Source organism: Bradyrhizobium sp. Ghvi (assembly GCF_900115265.1).
Taxonomy (GTDB): Bacteria; Pseudomonadota; Alphaproteobacteria; order Rhizobiales; family Xanthobacteraceae; genus Bradyrhizobium.
In genome coordinates this window covers 184,464-201,697 of record NZ_FOVU01000009.1, presented here as the reverse complement: position 1 = coordinate 201,697, position 17,234 = coordinate 184,464, and the positions used below count along the sequence as shown (strand labels likewise).

Genomic DNA, 17,234 nt, shown 5'->3' with positions numbered 1-17,234 from the left:
GCGATTTTGACTGGGAGTACGCCCATGGCCGATCGCTTGAACGGCACCCGCATCCTGATCCTGGAGACCCGCGAGGAGGCGCAGTTTTCGAAGCTCCTGGCCGAGCAAGGCGCCGAAGTCGTGCAATGCCCGATGTTCACCATCCAGGATGCTCCGGACCCGGCTCCGGTCGAAGCCTGGATCCGCCGCGCCATTGACAAGCCGTTCGACGACCTCGTGCTGATGACCGGCGAAGGCCTGCGGCGGATCATGAAGCTCGCGCGCGCACGCGGGCTCGATCAAGCCTTGGTTGCGGCCCTGGCCAAATCGCGAAAGTTCGCCCGCGGGCCGAAGCCGGGCAAGGCGCTGCGCGAAATCTCGCTCGAGGCGCAGCACTCCACGGAGAAACCGACCACCGAGGGCGTGATCGAGATGCTGGGTAAGCTCGATTTGAAGGGACATCGTCTCGGAATTCAGCTCTATCCGGACAAGGACCACAGCGCGCTGACCGGCGCACTCGCCGCGCAAGGTGCAGAGGTCGATACGGTGCTGCCTTACGCCTACGACTCGAAGGCTGCGGATACCAACATCGTCGCCGCCATCAACGACATGGCGGAAGGAAGAATCGATTCCGTCGCGCTGACCAATCTCGGCCAGGTTCGCCGGTTGTTCGAGGCGGCCAAGGCGCACGGCAGCGAGGCGAAGCTGCGCGCGGGATTCGAGCGGACCCTGATCGCATCTGTCGGACCGGCAGTTTCCGGCGAGCTCGCCGCGCATGGCTTGCGCACCGACGTCTCACCGGTGGAAGACCACTATTTCATGCGCCCGCTAATCTCGGCGATGGCGGCAGCGCTCTCGAAGAAGCTGCCCGTCAAAGAGACGTAGGTGTCCCTACCCGCGCATGAAGCAACATCCCACCGGAGATGTAGGGATCGAAATACTGCACCTCGAACGCGCAGGTCCGTGCCTTCTGCGGCCAAGGGCAGCGCCAATCGCGACGACGCCTAGCCCGCCACCTGCGAGGCGGCGGACATCAGTTCCTGCGGGCTCGGCGCTGCGAACATGCGCTGACCGCCATCCGGAACCTCGGTAAAGCTCCAGCGCACGACCCCTTCCCGATCGAGCAGGAACTGGCCGAAGAGCTGACCCGTGCCGCTCGCCGCCATGCGTTGATCAGCTTCGGTCATCTCGTAACCGTCTTTATTGTTAAGATATTCCGCGGCTGCCGGCCGATTCATCGGGCCGGGTAGTTCGCCGGGCATATTCACTTGCATGCTCATGACCACGTCCATGCCGACCCTGCGTGGCCACTCAGTCTCGTTCTCTGTGAACTCGATATTGGGCAGGCCGAAGGCGCGGTGCGAGACCCGATCGGGATCAGACGCCGCGAGCAGATTAGGCAGTGGATGATAGCGGAAATAGAGCCGCGCCCGGTCAATCGGCGTGTTGACGACCGTGAGACTTTCGATGCCCTTCCCGCGCAGCGCGCCGTCAAGCTGCGCCTGCGCCGCAATATGGCGCCGACAGAACGGGCAGTGCAGGCCACGAAACAAGCCCACCAAAATCGGACTATGCCCGCGATAATCCTCGAGTGCGATCTTTCCTTCGCGTGTGATGGCGTCCAGGACGATGTTTGGTGCGCGATCGCCCGGCTGAAGTGTTCCATCCACATTGCGTTCTGACATGGTTGAACTCCCTCACATTGGCTAGTCAAGAAACGGCAGTACGATCAGCCCTGCAGGATCGAGCCCGTGCCGGGCGCAAACATCATGGGCCAGCGCAAAATACCGCTCGGCCTCGGGCATGTCGCCTCGATCAAGGTTCAACGTCGCAAGACCATCATAGCACGGAAACAGCTGCTGCGGCTCCCCGGTCTCGCTCACTACCTCGATGGCCTCGTTGTAGCACTGAGCGGCCATATCGGGACGGAAGTGGCACTGATGGATCTGCCCGAGGACGATCAAAGGAACCGGGAGATGCTCGCGCTGATCGAGCGCGCGGTCGATCTCGATCGCCTTTTCGGCAGCCGGCACGCCCTCCTCGGTGCATCTGTCCGTGAAGGTGCAACAGGCAACGGCAAAATTGGCGAGAAGGCGCGCCTGGAAGCCGAGATCCCCAATTCGCCGCGCGACATCGAGTCCACGCCGGCAGGCCTCGACGGCTTTCGCCGGATCGACAATCGTATAGAGCACGCCAAGGTTGGTGTAACCGCGACACACCACGTTGAGGAGGTCGGCAGTCTCGGCTGCCGCGACACTTTGCTCCACCTCGCGCACCGCCTCCGGATGTCGTCCAAGCCGCGCCAGCGCAACCCCCTTGGTGTTGAGAGCCTCGGCAATGGCGCGCGCCGCGTCGCGTCCGGCCTGCTCGTCTGCGGCCGCCGGCGCAGATCGGGCGTAGACAAGCGCCTCGTCTGCCCATCTCGCAGCGGCCATGTGGTCGCCCATACGAAAGGCGAGCCGCCCCCGCTCCTGCAAGAGGTGCGCCCACTCGATGGGCGCTTCGGCCCCGCCAAGCCGTTCAGCTGCGTCGGCGTAATGCGCCTCGGCCTTGATCCGCTTGCCGGCGTCCCACAACAACCGGCCGAGCTTGCGAAGAATGCGCGCTTCACCGATACGATCCCCTGCGACGCGGTACCCCTCGAGCGCGCTATGGTAGTGCTCTTCGGCCGTGTTGCGACGCCCGGCCGCGCCACAGAGATCCGCGATCCGCTCATACAGAACCAGCCGCTCGGGGTCACATTCGTCACCGGTTAGCAGTACTGCGAGGGCCTGTTGGTAGAGACGGATGGCATCGTCATTGGCATAGGTTGCGCGCGCGCGATCGCCGGCGGCACGCAGATAACGAGCACCTATCGGCTTGCGCCCGCTGAGGCTGAAGTGATGTCCGAGCAGGATGAGGTCTTCGAGGCGCTCGGGATCGTTGCCGTAGAGCTGCTCCAGCGCGGCACCAATGCGCCCATGAAGCTCGATCCGACGCTGCAACAGCAAGTTTTGATAGATCACATCCTGAAGCATGGTCTGGACGAAACGATAGCATCGCAGCGAAATCGAATTGGCGCCCGCGACTTCCTCAACAATCTCGGCGTCGCACAGCAGCTCCACGCCCAGTTCGACCTTCGCCTGCCCGGTTGCGACAGCACCGAGTAGAGCAACATCGAAGCGCGGGCCGATCACCGCCGCCTCCTGCGCCAGCCGACGCACCTCATGCGGCAGCCGGTCCAAGCGCGCCAGCAGCAGAGCTTGAATGCTCGCCGGGATATCGACGGCGGCTTCATCCGACTTGATCCGCCACTGCGGGCCGTCACGCTCCAGGGCGCCAGCTTCAATGAGTCCGCGGATGATCTCTTCGAGGAAAAGCGGATTGCCGCTCGCGCGCTCCAGGATGCGACTGAACAGATTTCCGGGCTGCTCCCGCCAGCCGTGACTGAAAAAAGCCGCGAGCAGCTTTTGTCCATCGGTGTCACCGAGCGGCGGCAATCGAATGGTGGTGTGACTGATCCGGCTCGAACCGAACTGATCCAGTTCCAGCATCGGCCGATGCGTAAACAACAGCATCAACCGTCTGCGCTCCAGCCGGTCCATCAGGAACCGCAGTGCTTCGAGAGACACGGCATCGGCCCAGTGCAGATCCTCGACAATGATCAGAAGCGGCGACAGGGCCAGGCGCCGTTCGAAGACAGTCCGGATCGCAAAGAATATCTGCCGTTGGAGCTGTTCGGGTTCGATGTGCTGCAGTACGGCGTCCGCAGCGCCGAGACCGAGAACATGGACATAGAGCGGCATCAAGCGTTCCGCCTCCTCGGCCGCAAGGCCAAGCTCTGACAGCGCTTCAGTCAGCCTGGCCTTGGTTTCTGCGGCGCTGGCCTTCTGCGCGATGCCATAGGCGCTGCGCAGCACTGCGGCGAGCGTGCCGTAGGATTGTTCGCCGAGCGGCGAGCAGACGGCCTGCCGGATCGCCACTCCCTCGAAACGCTCTTCGTCGCGGATACGAGCGACGAATTCGTTCACCAGACGCGATTTGCCGATGCCCGCTTCGCCGACCAGCCGCACCAGTTGCGCTGCCCCGCCGCATGCGAGATCGAGGCTTCCGATCACGCGCGCAAGCTCGTCGTCGCGGCCGATCAGGGGCGCACTGAGACCTAGCGTGTCGAGGCCTCGTGCCGCGCGCGGCACGTCGAGCAGACCCTTCAGGCGATGGATCAGGACGCTGCCCATCTTGCCTTTGAGCGAGACCTCGCCAAGCGATTCATACGCGAATGCGTGCCGGGTCAGGCGATAGGTCAACGGCCCAACCAGCACCTGATCCGGCGGCGCCATCGACTGCAGTCGCTGAGCGGTGTTCACGGTATCGCCTGTCACGGAGTAGGATTTGGCAACGCCCACACCCAATCCACCCGCAACCACATGCCCGGTGTTGATACCGATATGGAGCAGCAGGGGTGAGCCGGCAAACGCCTTCACCCGTTCGCTGAGCTGCGCCGTTCGCTCGATCATGTCGATGGCAGCGCGGACCGCCCGCTCCGGATCGTCCTCATGCGCAGCCGGCGCACCGAACAGCGCCAGAAGCGCATCGCCGATGAACTTGTCCACGAAGCCGCCAAAGCCTTGCACCGACGCCGTCAGTTCAGCGAACAGTTCGTTCTGAAGCCTCTGCATGACCTCCGGGTCGAGGCGCTCGCTCATACTCGTGAAGCCGCTGAGATCGGCAAACAGCACAGTGATGGTGCGCCGGTTTGGTTCGCTGTCGATCTTGTCCTGCTGTGATCGAAATGCCTGTTGAGTGTCTGCTGTCGGCGCCAGCGGCGGTGAAGACGCCCTGATCGGCAGTGTCGGGCGCGCCTGTGCTCCGGGTGGAGGGACCCCACGGACACAGGTGCCGCATTTCGGGCAATACGCGAAATCCGGTGCGCATGGAAACCCACAGCCGGGGCACGCCTCCGGCTGCTTCGTGCCGCATTTCGGGCAGAAGGCAAAGCCGCTCTGAACCTCAGAACCGCAACCTGCGCACGTCATGCCCAAGACCTTTCAGACCCTTGATCGAGCAAGACCGGATCAGAATGGGCTTGACGCGCCGGAAGAGCAAGCGGCATCCGGAGTACCCTCCCCGACGGGCTGAGCGTCGCAGCAATGCTGCGGGTGCACCAGAGAATCGTAGACGGCCGCGGCGCGCCACCCGCACGCAAGCCGCCGCATGTCGGCATGCGACAGCGTCGATTGACACGAGCGCCATCACCGCTACGCTGCCGAACTGAAGAACAAGGAAGAACAAGGGCAGGGAATCGCCATGAAACCCGTCATCGCGTTTTGAGCACAACCGCACGGCGTTCGGCGCTCGCACCATTCCGCATCCGCAACTATCGTTTCCAGTGGCCGTCCGATCTGCTCACCTCCTGGGCATTCGAGATCGAGACGCTGGTGCTCGGCTGGTACATCCTGGTCGAAACAGGCTCGGTGCTGTTGCTGACCGTCCTCGCGTCGCTGCAATATCTGGGAACGCTGATTGCTCCGGTGCTCGGGATGGTCGGGGATCGCATCGGTCACCGCGACCTCCTGGTCATGCTGCGCCTCACCTATACGGCGCTCGCCTCGACCATCATGGTGCTCGCGCTGACCGGTCATCTGGCGCCGCTCAAGGTGATGGTCATCGTGACGGTCATGGGCCTGATCCGCTCCTCGGATCTCGGCCTGCGCAGCGCGCTGCTTGCCGACATCATGCCGGCCGAGCTGCTGGTCGGGGCGATCAGCCTGTCACGCACGACCCAGGACAGTGCACGCATCGCCGGGGCGCTGACGGGCGCCGGGCTGTTCGCGACCTTCGGCATCGGCAAAGTCTATGCAGTAATCGCCTGCCTTTATTTCGTGGCCGCGGTTCTGATGCTGTGCCTGACCCGACCGGCGAAGTCAGCCGAGCATCGCGCGGTGGAGAGCCATTCGGGCTCGCGGCTGCTGCGCGACCTCAAGGAAGGCCTCGTGTATTCCTGGAACGGGCCGGCCATGCTGGCCGCGCTTTGCGTCGCATTCCTAACCAATCTCACGGCGTTCCCGCTGACGAATGGATTGCTGCCTTACGTCGCCCGCGACATCTTTCATACCGACCAGACCGGCCTCGGTTATCTCTCGGCAAGCTTCGCCTTGGGCTCGCTGATCGGCTCCGTCACGCTCACTCTTGTCAGCGGCCTGCGCATTGCCCGACTCCTGATCGGCGCCACCCTGGCCTGGTACACGCTGCTGCTGGTGTTCGTCGAGATCAGGACCATGCCGGTCGCAATGGCCTGCCTCGTGCTCGCCGGTATGGCCCAGAGCATGTCGATGATCTCAGCCGCCGTGATCCTGATGCGGACGGCCAGCGCGCATCTGCGCGGCCGCGTGATGGGGGTGCGCATGATGGTGATCTACGGCCTGCCGATCGGATTGCTCGTGGCCGGCAGCCTGATCGACATCATCGGCTATTCTGCGACGGGCTCGCTCTATGCCGCCGCGGGTTTCATCGCGATGCTAGCCATCGCGATCCGCTGGCGCGCCGACCTCTGGCCGGTACATGCACCCGCCAACGCGCGCTAATCTCCATACCCGCGCAGCCGCTCCACATTGAGGATCGTGACGCCGCCATACTCCAATCGCAGCAACCCCTCCTTCTCGAGCCGGTTCAGCGCGCGATTGGCGTTCTGGCGCGACATGCCCGACAGCGCCCCGATCTCCTCCTGGGTGATCTCCAGATGCGCGGTCGATTCCGGATAAAGGATCGGATTGAACAGCGAGGCAATGCTTCGGGCAAGCCGGGCGGTCGCATCGAGCGTGCGATTGACTTCCAGCATGCCGATGAACTGGCCGAGCCGCTCGTTGAGCTGGCGCACCAGGAAGCGATTGAAGCCGACGCTGTTCTCGAACAGCCACATGAAGGCCGCGCGCTCCATCAACGCCACCCGGCTGTCGCGTAGCGCGACCACATCATAGCGACGCAGTTCGTTCTTGAGCACGCTGCCCTCGCCGAACCAGGCGCCCGCGGTGAGCCCGGCAAGGCTCGTCTCTTTGCCGTCGCGCGAGACCCCGCCCATGCGAGCCAATCCGCTCACCATGCCGGCCCAGTAATCGAACTTATCGCCCCGCATGAATACGGTCTCGCCGGTGTCGTAAGACCGTTCCGTGATCCCGGCGCGGGCGACCTCGATCTCCGCTGGCGTGAGCTCGCGTGCCCAGGCGGCGACACGCTTCAGTTGATCCTCTGAAATCATGGTCGAGAGGCCAGCCGCACCGTTTGGTCACTCCATTCTTCTGTTGCATTGCAACACAACCGTTCCGACCCACCATCCTACGAAAGGTGGAGGCCGCAGCCGCCCAAAAAACTTTGTCGCAGAATTGTCAGGCCGGAGACATTTCAGAATAGCGCTTTCCCCTATTGAGGACCACCTCGGGCGATGCGGCTTTTGATCCCAAACGGGACGAAAGCGGTGGGCCTCCGGTCAGGATCATGTGCTGCATGGCCTCACCGGCACGACCGTATTAGGATCGGCCGAGAGGAACGGATGAAGAGCGCCGCTGAATGCGCCATCACCGGGAGGGATTTGTTTGGTGGCTACCAGTCTCGAAGTGCGCGGCGTGTCCCTGCGATTCGGCGGCGTTCGCGCGTTGACCGATGTCAGCTTCGCCATCAACGAGGGCGAGCTGTTCTCGATCATCGGCCCCAACGGCGCCGGCAAGACCTCGATCGTGAACTGTATTTCCGGCCGCTATAAGCCGACCGAAGGCCAACTGTTGTACCAGGGCCGCGACATCACGGGGCTGACGCCGAATGCGCGCGCCTCGCTCGGCATCGGCCGCACTTTCCAGAATCTGGCCCTGTTTCACCATATGAGCGTGCTCGACAACATCATGGTCGGCCGCCATCACCTCCTGAAGAACAATTTCCTCACGGGCTCGCTGTACTGGCTCACCGGGGCGCGCAAGGAGGAACTCGAGCATCGCCGCAAGGTGGAAGAGATCATCGACTTTCTCGATCTCCAGTCGGTGCGGAAAGCCACCGCCGGCACCCTCTCCTACGGCCTGCGCAAGCGCGTCGAGCTCGCCCGCGCCATGGCGCTTGAGCCGCGCCTCATCCTCCTCGACGAGCCGATGGCCGGCATGAATTTCGAGGAGAAAGAGGACATGGCCCGTTACATCGTCGACCTCAACGAGGAGTTCGGCATGACGGTGGTGATGATCGAGCACGACATGGGGGTGGTGATGGACATCTCTCATCGCGTCATGGTGCTGGATTTCGGCCGCAAGATCGCCGAGGGCGATCCGACCACCGTGCTCGCCGACCCCCATGTCAAGCGGGCCTATCTCGGCGAGGAGGACGAGGTGCTCGTCGATCCCGATGATGCGCCGCCGGCGCAGGAGAGCGCGGCATGATGAATTACGCCGCTCGCGTCGCGCAGGCCGACACCTATCCGAAGATGCTCCGGCTCAACGCCAGGGAGCACGGCAACGAGATCGCGCTGCGCGAGAAGGATCTCGGCCTCTGGCGCCCGTTCACCTGGAACGACTATCAGACCCGCGTCCGCGACTTCGCGCTCGGGCTGATCGAGCTCGGCCTTGGCCGCGGCGACGTCATCGGCATCATCGGCGATAACCGGCCGGACTGGGTTGCGGCGGAAGTCGCGACCCATGCGATCGGCGGATTGAGCCTCGGGCTCTATCGCGACGTGCTCGACGAAGAGGCTTCCTATCTCCTCAACTACGGCGAGGCCCGGCTCGTCTTTGCCGAGGACGAGGAGCAGGTCGACAAGCTCCTCACGCTGGCCGACCGCGTGCCTGATCTCAAGCACATCATCTATTCCGATCCGCGAGGGATGCGGAAATATGACGATCCCAGGCTGATGTCCGCGGAGAAGTTCGCCGAGCTCGGCCGTATCAGGGCCACCCGCGAGCCAGAGCTTTACGATCGCCTCGTGGACGCCACGAAGGGCGAGGACGTCGCCATCCTCTGCACCACGTCGGGCACGACCTCGCATCCGAAGCTCGCTATGCTCGCCGCCGGCCGCGTGCTCGGTCATTGCGCGACCTATCTTGCCTTCGATCCCAAAGGGCCGGACGACGAATACGTCTCGGTGCTGCCGCTGCCGTGGATCATGGAGCAGGTCTATGTGCTCGGCAAAGGTCTGCTCTGCCGGATGAAGATCAACTTCGTCGAAGAGCCGGATACGATGATGAACGATCTGCGCGAGATCGCGCCGACATTCGTTCTCTTTGCTCCACGGGTCTGGGAATCGATCGCCGCCGATGTCCGCGCCAAGGTGATGGACGCGACACCCTTCAAGCAGCGTCTGTTCGACATCGGCATGAAGGCGGGTCTCGCCGCGCTGGAGCGGGGCAAGCGCTCGGGCTTTGCCGATGCGATCTTGTTCCGCGCCCTGCGCGACCGGCTCGGCTTCACGCGACTGCGCTCGGCGGCGACCGGCGGCGCGGCACTCGGGCCCGATACCTTCAAATTCTTCCAGGCGATGGGCGTGCCGCTACGCACGCTCTACGGCCAGACGGAACTGCTAGGCGCCTATACGCTGCATCCCGAGGGTAAGGTCGACCCGGACACCACAGGCGTGCCGATGGCCGACAACGTCGAGATCCGCATCGACAACCCTGACGTCCACGGCGTCGGCGAGATCGTAGTGCGGCACCCCAACATGTTTCTCGGCTATTACAAGAACCCAGAAGCAAGCGTCGCCGACATCAGGGACGGCTGGATGCTGTCGGGCGATGCCGGCTATTTCAACGCGAACCGCCAACTCGTCGTCATCGACCGCATCAAGGATCTCGCCGAGACCTCCCGCGGCGAACGCTTCTCGCCGCAATTCATCGAGAACAAGTTGAAGTTCTCGCCCTATATCGCCGAAGCCGTGGTGCTTGGGGCCGGCCGCGACGCGCTCGCCGCGATGATCTGCATCCGTTACTCCATCATATCGAAATGGGCCGAGAAGAACCGCCTTTCCTTCACGACTTACAGCGATCTCTCCTCGCGCCCCGAGGTCTACGCGCTGCTCCAGAAGGAGGTCGAGACCGTCAACGCCACGCTGCCGCCGGCGCAGCGCATCTCGCGCTTCCTGCTGCTCTACAAGGAGCTGGACGCCGACGACGGAGAGCTCACCCGCACAAGAAAAGTTCGCCGCGGCGTCATCAACGAAAAATACGCCGGCATCATCGACGCGATCTACCGCGGCGATTCCGATATCCCCGTCGATACTGTGATCCGCTTCCAGGACGGCACCACGCAGCGCGTGCGCACAACACTGCGCGTGGTGGATCTCGGCGGACACGGCCTTATGGCGGAGGCCGCGGAGTGAATTCGTTTCCAGCTCAGCACGACGCTGCCCTTCGCCTCGCCCCCGCCTGCGGCCGCGCTATCTCATATGCACTCCGTCATTGCGAGCGCAGCGAAGCAATCCAGACCGTCTCCGCGGAAAGATGCTGGATTGCTTCGCTGCGCTCGCAATGACGACGTGGCTGCATCAGGAGACCACACATGAACACCGCCTTCCTCATCCAGCTCCTGGTCAACGGCCTCGTGGTCGGCACGCTCTATGGCGTGGTCGCGATGTCGTTCGTGCTGATCTACAAGGCGACGCAGGTCGTCAACTTCGCGCAAGGTGAACTGCTGCTGGTCGGCGCCTGGGTGTGTTGGGCGCTGCTCGCCAAATACCAGGTGCCGTTCTGGATCGGCATGCCGATGACTCTGGTGTTCATGTTCGTGTTCGGCATCGCGATCCAGGTCCTGATCCTCAGGCCAATGATCGGCGAGCCCATCATCTCCGTCATCATGGTGACGATCGGCCTTTCCACCGTATTGCAGGCGACGCTGAAGTGGATGTTCGGCGTCAATCCGCAGCCGTTCCCGCGCGTGTTCGAGAGCCAGTCCGTCGGTCTGTTCGGGCTCCAGATCCAGACCGTCTACGTCATGAGCCTTGTGGTCTCGATCGCGATGATGATCGGCATGGCCTGGTTCTTCCGCGCATCCAAGTATGGGCTTGCGATGCGCGCCACAGCGTTCAACCAGCAAGTCGCGCAATCGCTCGGTATTTCCGTGAAAAGCGTGTTTGCAATGGCCTGGGCAATCTCGGCGACGGTTTCGGCGGTCGCAGGCGTGGTGGTCGCCGTAGTGAACGGCGTGTCATCGGGACTTGCAGCCTACGGCATAAAAGTGTTTCCGGCGGCGATCCTCGGCGGGCTCGATTCCGTCGGCGGCGCCGTGCTCGGCGGCGTCATCATCGGCCTGCTCGAGAACGTCGCGCAATATGTCGACAGCGAATACCTGCACTGGGGCAATCTCTACGAGATAGCGCCGTTCTACGTCCTCATCATCGTGCTGATGATCAAGCCCTATGGCCTGTTCGGCACCCACGACATCGAGCGGATCTGATCCATGGCCGGCCCTGCCCTCATTCCCGCTGGCGACTTCCGCACCTCCTACGCGGCAGACACCACGATCTTCCCGACCACCACCAGCCGCAACTTCGCGATTGCTGGCGTTGCGCTGCTGTGCCTGGCGCCGCAGATCTTCAGCGGCTACTGGCTCAGCATCCTGATCCAGATCGGCATCTTCTCGATCGCGGCGTTGGGACTCAACATCCTGGTCGGCTTCACCGGCCAGATCTCGATCGGACATGCCGCCTTCTTCCTGCTGGGCGCCTTCTCCTCGGCCTACATCTCCAGCAATGCGCCGATCCCGGTGTTCTTCGCAATTCCGCTCGCAGGAATCGTCACCGCACTGGTCGGACTGATATTCGGCATTCCGGCGGCGCGGCTGAAGGGGCTTTATCTCGTCATCGCGACGCTGGCCGCCCAATATATCCTGCTCGACTTCTTCTCCCGCGCCGAATGGTTCTCAGGCGGCTCGGTCCCGGCGAGCGCCGAGCCGTTCTCGATCTTCGGCTACGCGTTGCGCGGCGACCGGCAATATTTCTACGTCGTGCTGGCTTATGTGCTGGCGAGCTACATCCTCGTTACGAACCTGATGCGCACACGCGACGGCCGCGCGCTTGTGGCGATCCGCGACCATTACCTGTCCGCGGAGATCATGGGCATCAACCTCACCAAATACCGGACGCTGTCGTTCGGGCTCGCCGCCTTCTTCGCCGGCATCGCCGGCGCGCTCTATGCGCACTACCAGCTCGTCGTCTCGCAGGAAGGCTTCGGCATCGAGCGCTCGATCCTGTTCCTCGCCATGATCATCATCGGCGGCACCGGTTCGATCATGGGCACGCTGATGGGCACGGCCTTCGTGGTGCTGCTGCCGGAGTCGATGGAATTGCTCAGCCTGTACCTGAAGGGCGGCGCAATCGACAGGGCGCTGTCGCTCAACAACAACATCACCTTCCTGCGCGAGATCGCGATCGGGGTGATCATCATCGTCTTCCTGATGTTCGAACCCGACGGGCTCGCGCATCGCTGGCGGCAGATCAAGGCATACTGGAAACTCTACCCGTTCTCGCACTGAGCGCGGCAATCTCACTTAAACAATAAACCGGAGGAACCAACCCATGAAGATGAAGGCCCTTTTGAGCACCGCATCGCTTGCAATCGCCGTCGCCGCGTTCGCGGCGAGCGCGCAGGCGCAGATCGCGATCGGCCATCTCGCCGATTATTCCGGCGGCACTTCCGATGTCGGCACGCCTTACGGCCAGGCCGTCGCCGACACCTTCGCATGGGTCAACAAGAACGGCGGCGTCGGCGGCAAGCAGCTCAATGTCGACACCAACGATTACGGCTATCAGGTGCCGAAGGCGATCGCACTCTACAAGAAATGGTCTGCTCCCGACAGCAAGGTCGCGGCGATCATGGGCTGGGGCACCGCAGATACCGAAGCGCTGACCGGCTTCCTCGCGCAGGACAAGATTCCCGATATGTCCGGCTCCTACGCCGCAGCCCTGACCGATCCCGAAGGGACGAGCGGCAAGGCCAAGCCCGCGCCTTACAATTTCTTCTACGGCCCGAGCTATTCGGATTCGCTGCGCGCAATGCTGATGTGGGCGGCCGAGGATTGGAAGGCCAAGGGCAAGCCTGGCAAGCCCAAGTTCGTCCATATGGGGGCCAACCATCCCTATCCGAACGCACCGAAGGCCGCCGGTGAAGCCATGGCGCAGGAGCTCGGTTTCGAGGTACTGCCGCCGCTGGTGTTCGCGCTCGCGCCGGGCGACTACAGCGCGCAGTGCCTGAGCCTGAAATCCTCGGGCGCCAACTACGCCTATCTCGGCAACACCGCCGCCTCCAACATTTCGGTGATGAAGGCCTGCAAGACCGCCGGCGTCGATATCCAGTTCCTCGGCAATGTCTGGGGCATGGACGAGAACGCCGCCAAGACGGCCGGCGACGCCGCCAACGGTGTGATCTTCCCCCTGCGCACGGCAGTGAGCTGGGGCGGCGATGCGCCGGGCATGAAGACGGTGATGGAGATCTCGAAGATGTCCGATCCCAGCGGCAAGGTCTATCGCCCCGTGCATTATGTCGCGGCGGTCTGCTCGGCCCTCTACATGAAGGAGGCGATCGACTGGGCTGCCAAGAACGGCGGTGCCACCGGCGAGAACGTCGCGAAGGGCTTCTACCAGAAGAAGGATTGGGTGCCGGCCGGGATGGACGGCGTCTGCAATCCCTCGACCTGGACCGACAAGGACCATCGCGGCACGCTGAAGGTCGACCTCTATCGCACCAATATCTCGGGCCCGACCGACGGCGACCTCAACGACCTCATGGCCAAGGGCACGATCAAGCTCGAGAAGGTCAAGACCGTCGAGCTGCCGCGCAAGCCGGAGCTGCTGGGCTGGTGAGCCATGCTCTAACCACGCTCACAACTGTCATCCTCCGCGAAGGCGGGGGATCCAGTACGCCGCGGCTTCTCGATGAATCTCCGGCGTCTCTGGAATACTGGGTCACCCGCCCGCGCGGGTGACGACAGCGGAGAACGAAGACTCATGTCCCAAACCATCGAAGCATCCCGCCCCACCCCCACCGCCGTCCCCGCGCCGCCCCTGCTCGCCGTGCGGAACATCGAGGTCGTCTATGACGACGTCATCCTGGTGCTGCGCGGACTCAGCCTCGACGTGCCCAAGGGCGCGATCGTGGCGCTGTTGGGTGCCAACGGCGCGGGCAAGTCGACAACCCTGAAGGCGATCTCGGGATTGCTCAAGACCGAGGATGGCGAGGTCACGCGCGGCGAGATCCTGTTCGAGGGCGAACGGATCGCTGGCATCGATCCGGACAAGATCGTCCGCCGCGGCATCTTCCAGGTCATGGAAGGCCGGCGCATCGTCGCCGACATGACATCGCTGGAGAACCTCAAGCTCGGCGCCTTCACCCGCCGGGATCGCGAGGTCGATGCCGATCTCGACATGGTGTTCAACTATTTCCCGCGCCTTAAGGAGCGCACCGGCCTTGCCGGCTATCTCTCCGGCGGCGAGCAGCAGATGCTCGCAATCGGCCGCGCGCTGATGGCGCGCCCGAAGATGATCTTGATGGACGAACCGTCGATGGGCCTGTCGCCGCTGCTGGTGAAAGAGGTGTTCTCGATCATCCAGAAGATCAACCGCGACCTCGGCGTCACCATCCTCCTGGTCGAGCAGAACGCGCGCGCCGCGCTTTCGGTGGCGAGCCACGGCTACATCATGGAGCAAGGCAAGGTCGTGCTCGACGGCACCGCCGACGAGCTGCGCGACAACGAGGACGTCAAGGAATTCTACCTCGGCGGCGCCGGCGACCAGCGCAAGAGCTTCAAGAACCTCAAGAGTTTCAAGCGGCGCAAAAGGTGGCTCTAACCTTCCAGCACCTGCTCCGCTTCCGCGACCGCGCAGAGAACATGATAGAACGACGACGCAGGAATGGTGTCGATCAGCGATTTGCCGTCGCTGTCGAACTGGTCGTACCAGCCACCCCGCACGGGATGGCTGAGGTAATGCCGTTCGAGCCGCACCAGCGCCGCGCGCGCTTCCTCCGCCGCGCCCGCCTCACCGGACTCGGCCTGTGCGATCCAGGCCTTCGCGATCTCTGTCTGCGGCCACAGCCGGCGCGTGCTGCGACGGATGTGACCGGTATCGTCGCCCTCGTCGACCAGGCAGCCGGTCGCGGTGTCGCGATAGCGCAGCGCGGTCGCCAGCAGCTCCGCGCGCCGCTGTCCGGTCGGACAGCCCGTGATTCGCTCAAACCCCTTCAGCAGCCAGACCCATTCCGCCTGGTGGCCGGGCTCGACGCTGACCGGCTCGATCTTCGACCAGTCCTCCTCAAAATACTCCGTCAGGATGCACTTCCGCTTGTCATAGAGATTGGCGAGGAACAGCGCGAAGAACTCGCCGGCGCGGTTCTGGAACGACAGATCGTGAGTCGCATCGAAACACGCGATCATCGCCTCGAACAGATGCATCTGCGGGTTCTGCCGGCGCGGCAACGACACCGGCAGGCTTTCGTGCACGCCGCCATGCGGCGAGCGCAGATGGCCGTCGAGGAAAGCAAGCAGCGCATCGATCTCGGCGCGGATCTGCGCGTCCTGATCGAGCGCATAGACGGTCGCCAGGGCGAACAGGATGAAGGCGTGGTCGTAGGCATCGCGCCGCGAATCCAGCGCCGTACCCTCGGGCGTCAGCCGGTGCACATAGCCGGGCTTGCCATCGGGCGCCTTCGCCTTCGCCAGAAGGTGTTCCAGCCCCTTCAGCGCGATGGCTCGGCCTTGCGGGTACCAGCCCATCTGCGCCGCCTTGGCGTAGCAATAGATCTGGCGGGCCTGCACGAACACGCGCCGCGGTGCGGCCGTATCCGCCGTACCGTCGCGGTGCAGCCTGTCGATGAAACCGCCGGCGGCGTGATCCCAGCCGACCGTCGACCACAACGGCAGCGCGTCCTCGACCATGCGGCGCTTCAGGCGCGCGACCACATCGCCCGCCCCTTCAGCCTCATTGATCCGCTCGTCCGTCACTCCGCGCTCTCCAAGCCGCCGCAATGGCCGTCTGATACCCATGCGGGCGGCGGCGCGCAACGGATGCCAACCCGGAAAGACCCGCCATGACCGCCCATTACGACACCCTCGAGACGCGTGAGCCGGCGGCGCGCGAGGCCGAGCTGTTCGCCCGCCTGCCAGGCGTGCTCCGCAGCGCCATGGTCGCCCCAGCTTATGCCGAGCGACTGAAGGGCATCGACCCCGCCTCAGTGACCTCCAGGGCGGCGCTGGCGGGCCTGCCGGTGCTGCGCAAATCGGAGCTGCCGGCCCTGCACAAGGCCTCCCAGCCCTTCGGCGGCTTCGTGGCGGCATCCCCCGGCTCGTTCGCCCGCCTCTTTACCTCGCCGGGGCCGATCTTCGAGCCGGAGGGACGCCAGGATGATCCCTGGCGCGGCGCGCGTGCGCTGTTCGCGGCCGGTTTCCGCCCCGACGACATCGTGCTCAATACGTTCAGCTACCACCTCACCCCGGGCGGCTTCATTTTCGACGCCTCGGCGCGCGCGCTCGGCTGCGCCGTGATCCCGGCCGGCCCCGGCAATATCGAGCAGCAATTCGAGCTGATCGAGGCCTACCGCCCGATCGGCTACAGCGGCACACCGGACTTCCTGAAGATATTGCTCGATGCCGCGGCGACCGCAGGCCGGGATGTGTCCTCGATCAAGCGCGCGATGGTCTCGGGCGCCGCTTTCCCACCTTCGCTCCAGGCCGAGATCAAGGCGCGCGGCATCGAGGCCTACCAGGCCTTCGGTACTGCCGATCTCGGCCTGATCGCGTTCGAGACCGAGGCGCGTGAGGGCATGGTCGTGAACGAGGATCTGATCATGGAGATCGTCCGGCCCGGCACCGGCGATCCCGTGGCACCGGGCGATGTCGGCGAGATCGTGGTGACCTCGCTCGATCCTCACCATCCCTGGATCCGGCTGGCGCTCGGCGACCTCACGGCAGCGTTGCCCGGCATGAGCGCGTGCGGGCGCACCAACATGCGCATCAAGGGCTGGATGGGCCGCGCCGACCAGACCACCAAGGTCAAGGGCATGTTCGTCCGCCCCGAGCAGATCGCGGAGATCGGCAAGCGCCATCCCGCGCTCGGGCGGCTGCGCCTCGTTGTTACGCGCCAGGGCGAGGCTGATGCGATGACGCTGAGGGCCGAGACGAGCGCATCAGGCGACACACTGCGCGAGGAGATCGCGGCCAGCTTGCGCGCCGTGACAAAGCTCGGCGGAGCCGTCGAGTTGGTCGGCCCCGGCATATTGCCGAACGATGGCAAGGTGATCGCGGACGAGCGATAGGCTGCTTGATTG

The 17,234-nt window shown here is 64.0% G+C and carries 13 protein-coding genes; 9 read left to right on the top strand and 4 right to left on the bottom strand.

Translation table 11 applies throughout. From position 1 onward, the window contains the following. The first annotated feature begins 24 nt into the window (after nucleotides 1-24). On the top strand, nucleotides 25-864 hold the full coding sequence (locus tag BM374_RS29035; RefSeq protein ID WP_092300446.1) for a uroporphyrinogen-III synthase: 840 nt from the start codon (nucleotides 25-27) through the stop codon (nucleotides 862-864). Between the two features lie 119 nt (nucleotides 865-983). On the opposite strand, the gene BM374_RS29030 is transcribed toward BM374_RS29035, so the two are convergent. Then, complete coding sequence (locus BM374_RS29030; protein WP_092300443.1) at nucleotides 984-1,664, bottom strand: peroxiredoxin-like family protein; 681 nt, start codon at nucleotides 1,662-1,664, stop codon at nucleotides 984-986. Between the two features lie 21 nt (nucleotides 1,665-1,685). After that, entirely contained in the window at nucleotides 1,686-4,994 is a 3,309-nt protein-coding gene (locus BM374_RS29025) for an adenylate/guanylate cyclase domain-containing protein (RefSeq protein ID WP_092300440.1), read from the bottom strand. Between the two features lie 291 nt (nucleotides 4,995-5,285). On the opposite strand from BM374_RS29025, the gene BM374_RS29020 reads away from it, so the two are divergent. Then, entirely contained in the window at nucleotides 5,286-6,542 is a 1,257-nt protein-coding gene (locus BM374_RS29020; protein ID WP_092300438.1) for an MFS transporter, read from the top strand. Here BM374_RS29020 and BM374_RS29015 read toward each other — a convergent pair. Next, the gene (locus BM374_RS29015) at nucleotides 6,539-7,213 is read right to left on the bottom strand and encodes a Crp/Fnr family transcriptional regulator (RefSeq protein ID WP_092300435.1); all 675 of its coding nucleotides are present in this window, start codon (nucleotides 7,211-7,213) and stop codon (nucleotides 6,539-6,541) included. The two genes, BM374_RS29020 and BM374_RS29015, sit on opposite strands and share 4 nt — an antisense overlap. Nucleotides 7,214-7,550: 337 nt before the next feature. Between BM374_RS29015 and BM374_RS29010 the strand changes: the two genes are divergently transcribed. The 6 genes from BM374_RS29010 to BM374_RS28985 all read left to right on the top strand — a co-directional run bounded on the left by BM374_RS29010 (nucleotide 7,551) and on the right by BM374_RS28985 (nucleotide 14,761). After that, entirely contained in the window at nucleotides 7,551-8,372 is an 822-nt protein-coding gene (locus tag BM374_RS29010; RefSeq protein WP_092300583.1) for an ABC transporter ATP-binding protein, read from the top strand. Beyond that, on the top strand, nucleotides 8,369-10,300 hold the full coding sequence (locus tag BM374_RS29005; RefSeq protein ID WP_092300432.1) for a long-chain fatty acid--CoA ligase: 1,932 nt from the start codon (nucleotides 8,369-8,371) through the stop codon (nucleotides 10,298-10,300). The genes BM374_RS29010 and BM374_RS29005 overlap by 4 nt, the downstream gene beginning before the upstream one ends. A 179-nt stretch (nucleotides 10,301-10,479) precedes the next feature. Then, on the top strand, nucleotides 10,480-11,373 hold the full coding sequence (locus BM374_RS29000) for a branched-chain amino acid ABC transporter permease (protein WP_092300430.1): 894 nt from the start codon (nucleotides 10,480-10,482) through the stop codon (nucleotides 11,371-11,373). Nucleotides 11,374-11,376: 3 nt separating this feature from the next. Then, nucleotides 11,377-12,450 (top strand): branched-chain amino acid ABC transporter permease, encoded by a 1,074-nt coding sequence (locus BM374_RS28995; protein ID WP_092300427.1) that lies wholly within the window; start codon nucleotides 11,377-11,379, stop codon nucleotides 12,448-12,450. 43 nt (nucleotides 12,451-12,493) lie between these two features. Next, entirely contained in the window at nucleotides 12,494-13,777 is a 1,284-nt protein-coding gene (locus BM374_RS28990) for an ABC transporter substrate-binding protein (RefSeq protein ID WP_092300424.1), read from the top strand. Nucleotides 13,778-13,921: 144 nt separating this feature from the next. Beyond that, nucleotides 13,922-14,761 carry an ABC transporter ATP-binding protein gene (locus tag BM374_RS28985; RefSeq protein ID WP_092300421.1) on the top strand — a complete coding sequence of 280 codons (840 nt, stop codon included), beginning with the start codon at nucleotides 13,922-13,924 and terminating at the stop codon, nucleotides 14,759-14,761. On the opposite strand, the gene BM374_RS28980 is transcribed toward BM374_RS28985, so the two are convergent. Beyond that, nucleotides 14,758-15,912 (bottom strand): AGE family epimerase/isomerase, encoded by a 1,155-nt coding sequence (locus BM374_RS28980; RefSeq protein ID WP_177248594.1) that lies wholly within the window; start codon nucleotides 15,910-15,912, stop codon nucleotides 14,758-14,760. The two genes, BM374_RS28985 and BM374_RS28980, sit on opposite strands and share 4 nt — an antisense overlap. A gap of 86 nt (nucleotides 15,913-15,998) precedes the next feature. Between BM374_RS28980 and BM374_RS28975 the strand changes: the two genes are divergently transcribed. Then, complete coding sequence (locus tag BM374_RS28975; protein WP_143270263.1) at nucleotides 15,999-17,222, top strand: phenylacetate--CoA ligase family protein; 1,224 nt, start codon at nucleotides 15,999-16,001, stop codon at nucleotides 17,220-17,222. Nucleotides 17,223-17,234 lie beyond the last annotated feature (12 nt).